15 protein-coding genes are annotated in these 13596 nt (G+C 69.9%); 8 read left to right on the forward strand and 7 right to left on the reverse strand.

What is annotated here, in order from left to right; translation table 11 throughout:
• The first annotated feature begins 69 nt into the window (after window positions 1–69).
• On the forward strand, window positions 70–1779 hold the full coding sequence (gene treS, locus ACXKZB_RS10500) for a maltose alpha-D-glucosyltransferase (RefSeq protein WP_123312572.1): 1710 nt from the start codon (window positions 70–72) through the stop codon (window positions 1777–1779).
• 37 nt (window positions 1780–1816) lie between these two features.
• Window positions 1817–2560: a 3'-5' exonuclease gene (locus ACXKZB_RS10505; RefSeq protein WP_123312570.1), complete on the forward strand. Its 744-nt coding sequence runs from the start codon at window positions 1817–1819 to the stop codon at window positions 2558–2560.
• A gap of 64 nt (window positions 2561–2624) precedes the next feature.
• Here ACXKZB_RS10505 and ACXKZB_RS10510 read toward each other — a convergent pair whose 3' ends face one another.
• From ACXKZB_RS10510 to glgA, 3 genes are all read right to left on the reverse strand, one after another.
• A complete protein-coding gene (locus ACXKZB_RS10510; protein ID WP_017887280.1) occupies window positions 2625–2873 on the reverse strand; it encodes a type B 50S ribosomal protein L31 in 249 nt (82 codons plus the stop codon).
• Between the two features lie 108 nt (window positions 2874–2981).
• Complete coding sequence (locus tag ACXKZB_RS10515) at window positions 2982–3764, reverse strand: ABC transporter ATP-binding protein (protein WP_488823105.1); 783 nt, start codon at window positions 3762–3764, stop codon at window positions 2982–2984.
• A 9-nt stretch (window positions 3765–3773) separates the two neighbouring features.
• A complete protein-coding gene (gene glgA / locus ACXKZB_RS10520) occupies window positions 3774–4973 on the reverse strand; it encodes a glycogen synthase (RefSeq protein ID WP_488823106.1) in 1200 nt (399 codons plus the stop codon).
• Between the two features lie 47 nt (window positions 4974–5020).
• Between glgA and glgC the strand changes: the two genes are divergently transcribed.
• Window positions 5021–6262 carry a glucose-1-phosphate adenylyltransferase gene (glgC, locus tag ACXKZB_RS10525; RefSeq protein WP_488823107.1) on the forward strand — a complete coding sequence of 414 codons (1242 nt, stop codon included), beginning with the start codon at window positions 5021–5023 and terminating at the stop codon, window positions 6260–6262.
• Between the two features lie 99 nt (window positions 6263–6361).
• A complete protein-coding gene (gene serB / locus ACXKZB_RS10530) occupies window positions 6362–7000 on the forward strand; it encodes a phosphoserine phosphatase SerB (protein ID WP_488823108.1) in 639 nt (212 codons plus the stop codon).
• 13 nt (window positions 7001–7013) lie between these two features.
• Here serB and fabG read toward each other — a convergent pair whose 3' ends face one another.
• The gene (fabG, locus tag ACXKZB_RS10535) at window positions 7014–7727 is read right to left on the reverse strand and encodes a 3-oxoacyl-ACP reductase FabG (protein ID WP_027465673.1); all 714 of its coding nucleotides are present in this window, start codon (window positions 7725–7727) and stop codon (window positions 7014–7016) included.
• Window positions 7728–7892: 165 nt separating this feature from the next.
• Between fabG and ACXKZB_RS10540 the strand changes: the two genes are divergently transcribed.
• The 3 genes from ACXKZB_RS10540 to ACXKZB_RS10550 are packed head-to-tail and all read left to right on the forward strand — an operon-like array spanning window position 7893 to window position 9600.
• Entirely contained in the window at window positions 7893–8315 is a 423-nt protein-coding gene (locus ACXKZB_RS10540; protein WP_123312561.1) for a DUF3099 domain-containing protein, read from the forward strand.
• Window positions 8315–8623 (forward strand): hypothetical protein, encoded by a 309-nt coding sequence (locus tag ACXKZB_RS10545; protein WP_374114431.1) that lies wholly within the window; start codon window positions 8315–8317, stop codon window positions 8621–8623. Before ACXKZB_RS10540 ends, ACXKZB_RS10545 begins: the two co-directional genes overlap by 1 nt.
• Window positions 8620–9600, forward strand: coding sequence for an SURF1 family cytochrome oxidase biogenesis protein (locus ACXKZB_RS10550; RefSeq protein ID WP_488823109.1), 981 nt, complete (start codon window positions 8620–8622; stop codon window positions 9598–9600). The genes ACXKZB_RS10545 and ACXKZB_RS10550 overlap by 4 nt, the downstream gene beginning before the upstream one ends.
• A 330-nt stretch (window positions 9601–9930) precedes the next feature.
• Here ACXKZB_RS10550 and ACXKZB_RS10555 read toward each other — a convergent pair whose 3' ends face one another.
• Complete coding sequence (locus ACXKZB_RS10555; protein ID WP_123312558.1) at window positions 9931–11529, reverse strand: ABC-F family ATP-binding cassette domain-containing protein; 1599 nt, start codon at window positions 11527–11529, stop codon at window positions 9931–9933.
• Between the two features lie 115 nt (window positions 11530–11644).
• On the opposite strand from ACXKZB_RS10555, the gene ACXKZB_RS10560 reads away from it, so the two are divergent.
• On the forward strand, window positions 11645–12244 hold the full coding sequence (locus ACXKZB_RS10560; protein ID WP_488823110.1) for a biotin transporter BioY: 600 nt from the start codon (window positions 11645–11647) through the stop codon (window positions 12242–12244).
• 204 nt (window positions 12245–12448) lie between these two features.
• Here the strand turns inward: ACXKZB_RS10560 and ACXKZB_RS10565 are convergent, their stop codons facing one another.
• Together ACXKZB_RS10565 and sufC are read right to left on the reverse strand one after the other, a co-directional pair.
• On the reverse strand, window positions 12449–12778 hold the full coding sequence (locus ACXKZB_RS10565; RefSeq protein WP_123312556.1) for a metal-sulfur cluster assembly factor: 330 nt from the start codon (window positions 12776–12778) through the stop codon (window positions 12449–12451).
• On the reverse strand, window positions 12778–13560 hold the full coding sequence (sufC, locus tag ACXKZB_RS10570) for a Fe-S cluster assembly ATPase SufC (RefSeq protein ID WP_111083971.1): 783 nt from the start codon (window positions 13558–13560) through the stop codon (window positions 12778–12780). Before sufC ends, ACXKZB_RS10565 begins: the two co-directional genes overlap by 1 nt.
• Window positions 13561–13596: the final 36 nt, after the last annotated feature.

Below are 13596 nucleotides of genomic sequence, written 5' to 3' on the forward strand. Positions count from 1 at the left end.
AGCATCGCGCGCCTATCGTGTCCGGGGCGGGCTCTCGACGAGGCCCGTGGACCTTCGACGAGGAGCACGGTGACCTTCACAGCCCCGATCCAGCTGCCCGGCCTGACGCTCGACCCGCAGTGGTACAAGCGCTCGGTCTTCTACGAGTGCATGATCCGCTCGTTCGTCGATTCGAACGGCGACGGCATCGGTGACCTGCAGGGCGTGATCGGCAAGCTCGACTACCTGCAGTGGCTCGGCGTCGACGCGCTCTGGCTGCCGCCGTTCTTCCAGTCCCCGATGCGCGACGGCGGCTACGACATCGCCGACTACAAGGCGATCCTGCCGGAGTTCGGCACCCTCGACGACTTCCGCGAGCTCGTCACGAAGTCGCACGAGCGCAACATGCGCATCGTGATCGACATGGTGATCAACCACACGAGCGACCAGCACGAGTGGTTCCAGCAGTCGCGCGAAGACCCCGACGGCCCGTTCGGCGACTTCTACGTCTGGCGGGACACCGACGAGGAGTACCCGAACATCCGGATCATCTTCGTCGACACCGAGGAGTCGAACTGGACGTTCGACCCGGTCCGCCGTCAGTTCTTCTTCCACCGGTTCTTCTCGCACCAGCCCGACCTGAACTTCGAGAACCCCGCGGTCGTGGAGGCCGTGTACGACGTCGTCCGGCATTGGCTCGACCTGGGCGTCGACGGGCTGCGGCTCGACGCGATCCCGTACCTGTTCGAGTCCGAGGACGGCAACGGCGAGGGCGAGCCGGAGACCCACGAGTTCATCAAGAAGATGCGCGCGATGGTGGACGACGAGTACCCCGGCCGCGTCCTGCTCGCCGAGGCGAACCAGTGGCCGCGCGAGACCGCCGCCTTCTTCGGCACCGACGAGGAGCCCGAGTGCCACATGGCGTTCGACTTCCCGGTCATGCCACGCATCTTCTACTCGCTCCGGGCGCAGCACGCGAAGGAGCTCGCCGCGATCCTGTCCGAGACCCTCGACGTGCCCTCCGCGGCCGCCTGGGGCGTGTTCCTGCGCAACCACGACGAGCTCACGCTCGAGATGGTCAGCGAGGAGTACCGGCAGGCGATGTACGGGTGGTACGGCTACGACCCCCGGATGCGGTCCAACATCGGCATCCGGCGCCGCCTCGCTCCCCTGCTCGACAACTCGCGCGCCGAGCTCGAGCTCATCCACGCGCTGCTGTTCTCGCTGCCGGGGTCGCCCTTCCTGTACTACGGCGACGAGATCGGCATGGGCGACAACATCTGGCTGCCCGACCGCGACTCGTCCCGCACGCCGATGCAGTGGACCCCCGACCGCAACGCCGGGTTCTCGACCGCGGACCCGGGCAAGCTCTACCTGCCCGTCGTGCAGTCCCTCGTCTACAACTACGCGCAGGTCAACGTCGAGGCGCAGCTCGCGCAGTCGCGTTCCCTCCTGCACTGGGTCCGCAACGTCATCCACGTGCGGAAGGCCCATCCGGTGTTCGGACTGGGCACACTGCACGTGCAGGAGACCTCGAACGAATCGGTGCTCGCGTTCGTGCGCTCGTGGGAGGGCTCCGGGCAGCAGTTCGGACCGTCGGCGGAGGACGTCCTGTGCGTGTTCTCGTTCGCCACGAACCCGACGTCCGTCACGGTGTCGGCCCCGGAGTTCGCCGGTCGCCCGCTCTACGACCTGTTCGGCGGTGGCTCGTTCCCCGCGTTCGACGAGGACGGCACCGTCACCCTGACCCTCGGGACGCAGTCGTTCTACTGGCTGCACGTCGGCGCGCCGGTCGGGTAGCGCGGGTGGTGTCGGTGCGTCCCGTTAGCCTGACCGCGTGACGTTCCCCACAGCACAGCTCGAAACGCCCGCCCCGGCGCAGGACCTCTCCGGACGCCCCTGGTGGCACGCCCTCGGCGTCTTCGACCTCGAGACCACCGGTGTCGACGTCGAGACGGCGCGGATCGTCACGGCGCACGTCGGCCTCATCGACATGACCGGAGCCTCCATCGCCGAGGGCGCGTGGATCGCCGACCCGGGCATCGCGATCCCCGAGGGCGCCGCGGCCGTGCACGGCTACACGACGGAGCGCGCCCAGGCCGAGGGGCGTCCCGCCGCCGAGGTCGTCGCCGAGATCATCGCTGCGATCGAGGCCGTGTTCGCCCGCGGGATCCCGCTGGTGATCTACAACGCGCCGTACGACCTGACGGTCCTCGACCGCGAGGCAAAGCGGCACGGCTTCGCCTCCCCCGTCATCGGCAACGTCGTCGACCCGCTCGTCATCGACAAGGCCCTCGACACGTTCCGCAAGGGCAAGCGCACGCTCGAGGCGGCGTCCGAGCTGTACGGCGTCACCCTCGACGACGCGCACGACGCGGGTGCGGACGCGATCGCGGCGGGTCGGGTCGCCCAGGCCATCGCCGGCAAGTACCAGGACGAACTCGGAATCTCGGCCGAAGAGCTCCACCGCAAGCAGGTCGGGTGGTGCGCCGAGCAGGCCACCTCGTTCCAGGAGTACATGCGCAAGAAGCGCGATCCGTCCTTCACCGCCGACGGCCGGTGGCCGCACCGCAACGGCTGACGCAACGCGGAACGGGCGGCCCTCCCGAAGGAGGACCGCCCGTTCCGACGTGCTGTAGAGCTGCTTACTTGGAGAAGCCCTTGAAGCGCTGGTTGAACTTCTCGACGCGACCGGCCGAGTCGAGGATGCGCTGCTTGCCCGTGTAGAACGGGTGCGAAGCGGACGAGATCTCGACGTCGATCACCGGGTAGGTGGCACCGTCGAGCTCGATCGTCTTGTCGCTGTTCGCGGTCGAACGCGTCAGGAAGGTCTCACCGGAGGCCAGGTCACGGAAGACGATGGCGCGGTACTCGGGGTGGGTGTCGGTCTTCATGGAGTTTCCTCGATAGCGGTAGCGGTGGTGGGATTGCGCGAGATGCGCGGGAAGTCATCGGCTTGCGCCAGCCGTCAACGTTACCAGACGGACGGCACGATCGCAGCGCTACGACGCGCGCGCCGTGTAGCGGCCGGCGTCCTTCGTGACGGACAGCGCGATGCCGAACGCCTCGGTCAGGGTCGCGTCCGTCAACACCTCGTCGATCGGTCCGGCGGCCTGCACGTGGCCGTCGGCGAGCACCAGGGCGTGGGTGAACCCGGCGGGGATCTCCTCGACGTGGTGGGTGACGATCACGATGGCCGGTGAGTCGGCGCTCTGGGCGTAGCCGCCGAGGGTGCGGACGAGGCTCTCGCGGGCGCCGAGGTCGAGCGAGGCGGCCGGCTCGTCCAGGAACAGGATCTCGGGGTCGGTCATGACGGCGCGGGCGATCTGGACACGCTTCTGCTCGCCGTCGCTCAGCTCGCCGAAGGTGCGGTCGGTGAAGGAGCCCAGGCCCCACTCCTCGAGCACGCGCTGGGCACGACGGACGTCGAGTTCCTCGTACTCCTCGTTCCAGCGACCCGTGACCGAGTACGCGGCCGTCAGCACGACGTCGATGACCTTCTCGGTCACCGGGATGCGACGGGCCAGCGCGGTCGACGCGAAGCCGATGCGCGGGCGGAGCTCGAACAGGTCGGCGCCGCCCAGCTCGGTGCCGAGCACCTCGACGTCACCGGAGGTCGGGAACGTCTGCGCGCCGGCGACCTGCAGCAGCGTGGTCTTGCCGGCACCGTTCGCGCCGAGCACGACCCAGCGTTCGTCGTCCTGCACCTCCCACGAGATCGAGTCGAGGATGGTGGCCCCGTTGCGGACCACGGAGACGTCTGACAAGCGCACGACCGAGGGCATGCGACCAGCCTACGGGTTCCGGCCGAGCACCTCGTCGTAGACCTGCCGTGTCCTGGTGGCGATCGCGTCCCAGGTGAACTCCGACTCGACGCGCAGGCGTCCGGCGCGGCCCATGAGCTTCGCGAGCCCCTCGTCGGCCAGCACCTCGTTGAGGGTCGCCGCCAGGTCCGCCACGTACTTGTCGGGGTCGGTCGGGGTGCCCGTGCCGTCCTGCGCCTGGTCGATCGGGACGATGCGGCCGGTGAACCCGTCCGCGACGACCTCGGGGATGCCCCCGGTGCCGGTGCCCACGACGGGGATCCCGCAGGCCATGGCCTCGAGGTTCACGATGCCGAGCGGCTCGTAGATCGACGGGCACACGAACACGGTGCCCGAGGACAGCACGTTGACGATCTCCTCGTGCGCGAGCATCCGGTCGATCCAGACGACGCCCTCGCGCTGCTCACGGAGGCCCTCGACCAGCCCGGTGACCTCGGCGAGGATCTCGGGGGTGTCCGGCGCGCCGGCGCAGAGCACGATCTGGACGCCCTCGGGGAGCGCGGCCACGGCGCGGAGCAGGTAGGGCAGCCCCTTCTGACGGGTGATCCGGCCGACGAACACCACGCTGGGACGCGACGGGTCGATCCCGAGGGCGCGGACGGCGTCCTCGTCGACCTGCGGCTTCCAGGCGTCGATGTCGATGCCGTTGTAGACGACGTGCACCTTCGACGGGTCGATCGACGGGTACGAGCGCAGGATGTCGGCGCGCATGGCCTTCGACACCGCGATGACACCGTCGGCGTTCTCGAACGCCTCGCGTTCCATCCAGCTCGACAGGCGGTAGCCACCACCGAGCTGCTCGGCCTTCCACGGACGGAGCGGCTCGAGGCTGTGCGCGGTGACGACGTGGGGGATGCCGTACGTCAACTGCGCGATCCGGCCCGCCGAGTTCGCGTACCAGGTGTGCGAGTGCACGAGGTCGGCACCCTCGACGTCGGCAGCGATGGCCACGTCGGTGCCGAGCGCCTGCAGCGCGCCGTTCGCCTGCTCGAGCCCGGCCGGCGTCCGGTACCCCCAGACGTCGGCTTCGTCGCGGAAGGCCCCGAACGCCCGGACACGGACGTCGGTGTCCGTCCCCGACCGCAGCGCAGCGGTGAGTTCGGACACGTGGACACCCGCACCGCCGTAGACCTCCGGCGGATACTCCCTGGTCAGCAGATCGACTCGCACTGGATCAACGTAACCGGTTCCCAGTGCTGACGCCTACTGTGAGCGGCATGGCTCCAAAGAAGGTCTTCGGCATCGTGCTCGCTGGCGGCGAGGGGAAACGGCTCATGCCGCTCACGGCCGACCGGGCGAAGCCCGCAGTCCCGTTCGGCGGGAACTTCCGTCTCATCGACTTCGCGCTCTCGAACCTGGTGAACTCCGGTCTGCAGAAGATCGTCGTCCTGACCCAGTACAAGTCGCACAGTCTCGACCGGCACGTCGCCGAGACCTGGCGCATGGAGGGCCTGCTCGGGTCCTACGTGGCATCGGTCCCCGCGCAGCAGCGGCTCGGCAAGCGCTGGTTCGCCGGGTCGGCCGATGCGATCCTGCAGTCGCTCAACCTGCTCCGCGACGAGCGCCCCGACATCGTCGTGGTGGTCGGCGCCGACCACGTGTACCGGATGGACTTCCACCAGATGGTCGAGGCGCACATCGCCTCGGGCCGCAGCGCCACCGTCGCGGCGATCCGGCAGCCCATCGAATTGGCCGACCAGTTCGGCGTCATCCAGGTGGATCCCGACGACCCGACGAAGATCGACGCCTTCCTCGAGAAGCCGAAGGACCCGGTCGGACTCGCCGACTCCCTCGGCGAGGTCCTCGCGTCGATGGGCAACTACGTGTTCAACGCGGACGCCCTCGTCGACGCGGTCCTGCGCGACGGCCAGCTCGAGACCTCGGCGCACGACATGGGCGGCGACATCGTCCCCGACTTCGTGAACCGCGGCGACGCCGGCGTCTACGACCTGCAGCGGAACGAGGTCCCCGGTTCCACCGACCGTGACAAGTACTACTGGCGCGACGTGGGGACGATCGACTCGTTCTTCGACGCCCACATGGACCTCATCGCCCCGGTGCCGGTCTTCAACCTGTACAACCAGGACTGGCCGATCTTCAACCAGCAGACGAACCTGCCGCCGGCGAAGTTCGTGCGGGACGCGAACGGCAACACCGGCTCCACGGTCGACTCGCTCGTGTCGCTCGGCTGCCTCGTGTCGGGCGCGCAGGTCGAGCGCAGCATGATCGGCCCGTGGTGCGGGATCGACTCCGGTGCGAAGGTCCTCGACTCGATCGTGTTCGAGCGGGCGACGATCGGTGCGGGGTCGGTCGTGAACCGGGCGATCCTGGACAAGGACGTCGTCATCGCACCGGGCGCGCAGGTCGGCGTCGACCGTGAGGCCGACGAGGCCCGCGGCTTCACGGTGACCGAGTCGGGTATCACGGTGGTCGGCAAGGGCGTCCGCGTCGACGCGTAGCGTCGGCCGGTCACGTCCACACCGACGAACGGACGGTCAGGAGGCACGGCTCGCGTCACGGACGCGGGCCGTGCCTCCTCCTGTCGGTACCGTTGGTGCGTGCCCCGCTTCCTCGTCGTCCTCGATGCCGATTCCACCCTCCTCGAGGACGAGGTGATCGAACTCCTGGCGGACACCGCCGGGACCCGGCCACAGGTCGCGGCGATCACGGAGCGCGCCATGCGCGGGGAGATCGACTTCGCCGAGAGCCTCCGGGAGCGTGTCGCGACCCTGACGGGCCTCCCGGTCGACGTCTTCCGACGCGCACAGCAGGCGGTCCGCGTGACGCGGGGAGCCGACCAGCTCGTCCGCGGCGTGCACGCCGCCGGCGGGACCGTCGGTGTCGTGTCGGGCGGGTTCCACGAGGTCCTGGACCCGTTCGCCGAGCAGCTCGGTCTCGACCACTGCCGGGCGAACCGGCTCGAGGTGACCGACGGCGTGCTGACCGGACGCGTCCTCGGCGACGTCGTGGACGCGCACGCGAAGGCCGTCGCCCTGCGCGAGTGGGCGACCGCGGACGGCGTCGACGCGTCCCGCACCGTCGCGGTCGGCGACGGGGCGAACGACCTCGAGATGATGCGCGTCGCCGCCCTGGCGGTGGCGTTCGACGCGAAGCCGCGCGTGCGGGAGCAGGCGGACGTCGCGGTCGTCGACCGCGACCTGTCCGCCGTGCTCGCGACGCTCGGCCTGCGCGGCTGACCCGTCCGGGCGGCTAGTGGCCCATCCCGAGGCCGCCGTCGACCGGGATGATCGCACCGGAGACGTACCCGGCCCCGTCGCTCGCCAGGAACAGCGTGGCGTCGGCGACGTCGTCGACCGTGCCGTAGCGGGCGGCCGGGATCGCCTTCTTGAACTCGGCCTGCAGCTCGTCCGACAGCGCGGCCGTCATGTCGGTCTGGATGAACCCGGGTGCGACGACGTTGGCGGTGATGCCGCGCGAGCCGAGCTCGCGGGTGATCGAGCGGGCCATGCCGACCAGGGCGGCCTTCGACGACGCGTAGTTGACCTGGCCGATCTGGCCGTAGGCGCCGACGACGCTCGACATGAGCACGATGCGGCCGAACTTCGCCTTCATCATGCCCTTGGTGGCGCGCTTGACGACGCGGAACGTGCCGGTCAGGTTGGTGTCGACGACGCTCGTGAAGTCGTCCTCGGACATGCGGAGCAGCAGCTGGTCGTTCGTGATGCCGGCATTCGCGACGAGCACCTCGATCGGGCCGAGCTCGGCCTCGACCTGCGTGAAGGCGGCGTCCACCGACGCCGTGTCGGTGATGTCGGCCTGCACGGTGAGGGCACCCTCGGGTCCGCCCTGTCCGCTCCGCGACGTGACCGCGACGCGGTGCCCTGCGGCGACGAAGCGCTCGGCGAGGGCGTGGCCGATGCCGCGGTTGCCGCCGGTGATCAGGACGGTACGGGGGGTGCTCATGGTCGCTCCGTTCGGTGGTGGTGTGCGGTCGTGTCGTGCCGACGGGTCGGCGGACACGCCCGGACGAGCGTACCGGAGCCACCACGACAGCCCGTTCGCGCGCGGCGCACCCACGATCGGTCCCGGAGGCTTAGGCTTGACCACGGGTAGACGGAGACCATCTGTATGAAGAGCACGCACACCAGCATCACCACGCTCCCGGACTCGCCGGAGCTGGACCGGGCGCACCGCCTGTCCCGCTACGTGTGGCAGATGGCGATCCGCGTCGTCCTGTTCGTCGTGGCCGTGCTCGTCTACTCCATCTGGCACTCCTGGATCGCCGTCGTGCCGATCGTCCTCGCCGCCGTGATCCCCTGGGTCGCCGTCATCGTCGCGAACGCGGGCAGCCGCACCGAGAGCGACATGATCTCCCCCGCCGGTGCGATGCAGCTCTACGACGCGGTCGACCCCGGCCTCCGGGAGCAGCAGGAAGAGGACCGCGCCCAGGCCTACCGCGACGAGCAGGACCGCCTCCGGCAGCAGGCGCAGCACGCGCAGGACGAGTGGCAGCGCAACGGCGACCGCTCGAAGATGTGGGGGCACCGCTGATGGGGGCCACCTTCGACCTGCACACCGAGCCGGGCTCGACCCCCGTGTGCTCGCGCGCCGGCTGCTCGAACACCGCTGCGTGGCGGGTCAACTGGCGCAATCCCCGGATCCACTCCGCCGACCGCGTGAAGATCTGGGCGGCGTGCGAGGAGCACCGCGACTTCCTCGCCGACTACCTGCGGTCCCGTACCTTCCCGGTGCGCGTCACCGGCATGCACGAGGACGTCGACCGGCTCGACGACGAACGCGACCCGGCATCGTCGCCGAAGAACGACGTCGGGGTGCGCTCCACCGGCACCGGTCGATGACCGACGACTTCGACCCGCACTCCCGGTACGGCCGGAAGCACGCAGCCAAGCTGCAGCGCGCCGCCGACCACGCCCGTCGGTCCGTGCCGGCCGACGACCGTCCCGCCCAGGACCCGGACGAGCCCTTCGTCGGCTGGCACTTCGTCCGCAGTCGCCGCTGGCTCGGGTACTTCGCGATCGCCGTGGCGTTCGCGATCGTCTGCACGCTGTTCGGCATGTGGCAGTGGGACCGCCGGAACGAGGCCGTCCGCCAGAACGAGCAGGTCGCCCAGAACTACGACCACACCCCTGTGCCCCTCGACCAGGCGCTGCCGACGGCCTCGAGCTGGCAGGACGAGCAGGAGTGGCTCCGGGTCGCCGTGACCGGCCGGTACGACGTCGACGCGCAGCTGCTCGTCCGCAACCGCGTGCACAACGGCCAACCCGGCTTCGAGGTCCTCACCCCGCTGGTCACCGACGACGGCCGGGCGTTCATCGTGGACCGCGGCTGGGTCCCCACCGGCAACGCGCAGGACGCCCCCGACCACGTGCCCGCTCCCCCGTCGGGTGAGGTGACGGCGATCGTCCGCCTGCAGCAGAGCGAGCCCCGGATCCCCGGCCGCACCGACCCCGCGAACACCGACCAGGTGCAGTCGGTCACCCTGGCGGACGTCGCGAAGAAGGTCGACACCCCGATCTGGACCGGCGCGTACGGCGAACTCGCGTCCGAGTCCCCCGCCCCGACCGAGGCCCGCCCGCTCGGCTGGGAACGCCCCACCGCCGACACCGGCCTGCACCTGAGCTACTTCATCCAGTGGTTCCTGTTCGCGGCCGGCGGCTTCGGGTTCCTGGCGTACGTGATGGTGCAGGAGTACCGGAACCTCAACCAGGACGACCCCGAGGAACGCGAGCGCGCCCAGGAGCGGCAGCGCCGCAAGGACGCCAAGCCGAAGACCGACGCTGAGATCGAGGACGACCTGATCGCCTCCCGTCGCTGACGGCCGGCGCGCGTGTGCGTGTGCGTGTGCGTGCGCTGCCGCACCGTGCGCACCTCGCGACCCCGTGCGGGCTTCCGCGCACCGTGCCCCGCTACGTGCGCGCACCCAGCACGCAACGCCGCACCGGACTGCGGACCCGGCGCCGTGCGGACGGGAGGCGCGGTGCACGACCGGCACCGCGCCTCCAGGCCGCACCGTGCGCACCTCGCAACCCCGTGCGGGCTTCCGCGCACCGTGCCCCGCTACGAGCGCGCACCCAGCACGCAACGCCGCACCGGACCGCGAACCCGGCACGGTGCGGACGGGCTCCGCCCGCCCGGCTGGCCGGCGTCAGGCGAGCTCGATGAGCTCCGCGTAGTCCTTGTTCCAGTGGTCCTCGGTGCCGTCCGGCAGCAGCAGGACGCGCTCCGGGTTGAGCGCCTCGACCGCGCCGGCGTCGTGGGACACCAGGACGACCGCGCCCTCGAAGCCGGCCAACGCGTTCAGGATCTCCTCGCGCGAGGCCGGGTCCAGGTTGTTCGTCGGTTCGTCGAGCAGCAGGACGTTGGCCCCGGAGACGACGATCATCGCGAGCGACAGACGCGTCTTCTCACCGCCGGACAGGACCCCGGCCTTCTTGTAGCCGTCGTCGCCGGTGAACAGGAACGACCCGAGCACCCGACGGGCCTCGGTCTCGTTGAGGTCGGTCGACGCCGACACCATGTTCTCGATCACCGTGCGGTTGATGTCGATGTTCTCGTGCTCCTGCGCGTAGTAGCCGATGCGCAGACCGTGGCCGGGCTGGATCTCGCCCGTGTCGGGCAGGTCGGCACCCGCGAGGATCCGGAGCAGCGTCGTCTTGCCGGCACCGTTGAACCCGAGGATCACGACGCGCGAACCGCGGTCGATCGCGAGGTCGACGCCCGCGAAGATCTCCAGCGAGCCGTAGGACTTCGACAGCCCCTCCGCCATGAGCGGGGTGCGGCCGCACGGAGCCGGCGTGGGGAAGCGGATCTTGGCGACCCGGTCGGCGACGCGCTCGTCCTCGAGTCCGGCGAGCAGCTTGTCCGCCCGCGCGACCATCTGGTGCGCAGCCGCGGCCTTCGAGGCCTTCGCACCGAAGCGAGCGGCCTGGTCCTTGAGCGTCGCGGCCTTCTTCTCGGCGCCCGCGCGCTCCTTGCGGCGACGCTCCTCGTCGGCGACGCGCTGGCGCTGGTACAGCTTCCAGCCCATGTTGTAGATGTCGATGGTCTGGCGGTTCGCGTCGAGGTAGAACACGCGGTTGACGACCTCGTCGACGAGCTCCACGTCGTGGGAGATGATGATGACGCCGCCGGGGTAGGTCTTCAGGTGCTCGCGCAGCCACACGACGGAGTCGGCGTCGAGGTGGTTCGTGGGCTCGTCGAGGATCATCGTCTCGGCGTCCGAGAACAGGATCCGGGCGAGCTCGATGCGACGCCGCTGTCCACCGGACAGGGTCTTCAGCTGCTGGTCGAGGATGCGGTCCGGCAGCTTGAGGTTCGACGCGATCGAAGCGGCCTCGGCCTCGGCCGCGTAGCCGCCGAGCGCGTTGAACTGGTCGTCGAGCCGGCTGTACCGGCGCATCGCCTTCTCGGCGACGGCCTGGTCGTCACTCGCCATGTCGAGCGTGGCGAGGCGGATGCCCTCCACCAGCTCGCCGAGCCCGCGGGCGTCGAGGATGCGCTTCCGCGCTGTCTCCTCCGGGTCGCCCGAGCGTGGGTCCTGCGGCAGGTAGCCGATCTCCCCACCGCGGTCGATCTTGCCGCCGGTGGGCTGCGTCTCGCCCGCGAGGGCCTTGGTCATCGTCGTCTTCCCCGCGCCGTTGCGGCCGACGAGTCCGATCTTGTCACCCTTCTCGACACGGAAGGACACGTCCTCCATGAGGAGACGAGCTCCGACGCGGATCTCGAGTTCGTGCACGGCAAGCACAGTGGACGTCCAATCAGTTGGTGGGTTTGCACAACGACGTGTGCGTGAGGTGCACCGCTACGCTGACGGGACCGATGGTTCCGAACGGGACCAGCAGTCCATTCTAGGAGAATCCATGACGAACGCCACCGGGTTCGCTCCCCGCGCAGTCCTCGCCGACCGTCTGCGGACGCACGGGCTGGCCACGAACGCCGCCCTCGTCGCCGGCGGAGCCCTGTTCACCGCTGCGATGGCACAGCTCGAGGTCCCGATGTGGCCGGTCCCGATCACGGGTCAGACGCTCGCCGTCGTGCTCGTCGGCGCGACCTTGGGTGCCCGCCGCGGCATGCTCGCGCTGCTCGCCTACGCCGTCGCCGGCCTGGCGGGCGCACCGTTCTTCGCCGACATGACCGGTGGTCTGCAGGCCCTCGCCGTGCCGAGCTTCGGGTACGTCATCGGGTTCATCCCCGCCGCGGGTGTCGTCGGCTGGCTCGCGCGCCGCAACTGGGACCGTCACGTCGGACGCGCCGCGGTGGCGATGCTGCTCGCGAGCGCCATCCCGTTCGTGACCGGCCTGCCCTACCTGGCGATCGTGCTCGGTCAGCTCGGCGCCCCGAACGACCTGCAGTCGGTGCTCGCCGCCGGCCTGTACCCGTTCATCGTCGGCGGGATCGCGAAGGCGCTCATCGCCGCGGGCATCCTGCCGCTCGCGTGGAAGGTCGTCGGCCGCCGCTGACGCGCACCCTTCGGCTGCGGTCGACACGCCCGGCTCCTGCGGCCGGGGTTCCGAGATCTCGGAACCCCGGCCGCTTCTGCGTCCGTTCGTGGAACCTCGGCGAACGTGAGCGGCGTGTCGCGCCCCGCGCGCGGCGCGACCACAGACGGACGGGAGGCCCGGTGCCAGCTGGCACCGGGCCTCCCGTCCGTCAGGGGGTCGCGACTAGATCGCGAACCCGAGCGCGCGCATCATCTCGCGTCCGTCGTCGGTGATCCGTTCCGGACCCCACGGCGGCATCCAGACCCAGTTGATGCGGAAGGCGTCCACGATGCCGTCGAGGGCGTTCGCGGTGTCGCCCTCGATGACGTCGGTGAGCGGGCAGCCGGCGCTGGTCAGCGTCATGCTGATCACGAGCGCCGAGGCCTCGTCGTCCCAGGCGAGGTCGTAGATCAGGCCGAGGTCGACGATGTTGACGCCGAGCTCCGGGTCCTGGACCTCCTTCAGGCCCTCGACGACCTCGTCGAACTTGTCCGGGGCGAGTGCCGCGATCATCAGGCCTGCGCCTCGGCAGCAGACGCCGCGGCGGCCTGCACGTAGCGGTCGTAGCCCTCGTTCTCGAGGCGGTCGGCGAGCTCCGGGCCGCCCTGCTCGGCGACCTTGCCGGCGACGAACACGTGCACGAAGTCCGGCTTGATGTAGCGGAGGATGCGCGTGTAGTGCGTGATGAGGAGCACACCGAGACCGGTCGCGGCCTTGGCGCGGTTCACGCCCTCGGACACGATCTTCAGCGCGTCGACGTCGAGGCCGGAGTCGGTCTCGTCGAGGACTGCGAAGCGGGGCTTGAGGAGCTCGAGCTGCATGATCTCGTGGCGCTTCTTCTCGCCACCGGAGAAGCCCTCGTTGACGTTGCGCTCGGCGAACGACGAGTCCATCTTGAGGTCGGCCATCGACTGGCGGAGCTCCTTGATCCAGCCGCGCAGGGCCGGGGCCTCGCCGTCGATCGCCGTCTTGGCGGTGCGGAGGAAGTTCGACACCGTCACGCCGGGGATCTCGACCGGGTACTGCATCGCCAGGAACATGCCGGCACGGGCGCGCTCGTCGACGCTCATCGCGAGGACGTCCTCGCCGTCGAGGGTGATGGACCCGCCGACGACGTTGTACCGGGGGTGCCCGGCGATCGTGTACGCCAGCGTGGACTTGCCGGAGCCGTTCGGCCCCATGATCGCGTGGATCTCGCCCTCGTTGATCGTGAGGTCGACACCCTTGAGGATCTCCTTGGTGCCCTGATCGGTGTCGATCGAGACCTGGAGGTCGCGGATTTCCAGAGTGGACATTGCGTGGGTTCCTTCGGTTTTCTGTCGTGTCGCGGA

This window comes from Curtobacterium sp. ABR8 (genome assembly GCF_057812125.1).

Coding starts and splice junctions, on each gene's coding strand:
- sufC (WP_111083971.1), bottom strand. CDS start 13,560: ATGTCCACTCTGGAAATCCGCGACCTCCAGGTCTCGATCGACACCGAT.
- glgC (WP_488823107.1), top strand. CDS start 5,021: ATGGCTCCAAAGAAGGTCTTCGGCATCGTGCTCGCTGGCGGCGAGGGG.
- ACXKZB_RS10540 (WP_123312561.1), top strand. CDS start 7,893: ATGAAGAGCACGCACACCAGCATCACCACGCTCCCGGACTCGCCGGAG.
- fabG (WP_027465673.1), bottom strand. CDS start 7,727: ATGAGCACCCCCCGTACCGTCCTGATCACCGGCGGCAACCGCGGCATC.
- ACXKZB_RS10545 (WP_374114431.1), top strand. CDS start 8,315: ATGGGGGCCACCTTCGACCTGCACACCGAGCCGGGCTCGACCCCCGTG.
- ACXKZB_RS10550 (WP_488823109.1), top strand. CDS start 8,620: ATGACCGACGACTTCGACCCGCACTCCCGGTACGGCCGGAAGCACGCA.
- ACXKZB_RS10510 (WP_017887280.1), bottom strand. CDS start 2,873: ATGAAGACCGACACCCACCCCGAGTACCGCGCCATCGTCTTCCGTGAC.
- ACXKZB_RS10565 (WP_123312556.1), bottom strand. CDS start 12,778: ATGATCGCGGCACTCGCCCCGGACAAGTTCGACGAGGTCGTCGAGGGC.
- ACXKZB_RS10560 (WP_488823110.1), top strand. CDS start 11,645: ATGACGAACGCCACCGGGTTCGCTCCCCGCGCAGTCCTCGCCGACCGT.
- ACXKZB_RS10515 (WP_488823105.1), bottom strand. CDS start 3,764: ATGCCCTCGGTCGTGCGCTTGTCAGACGTCTCCGTGGTCCGCAACGGG.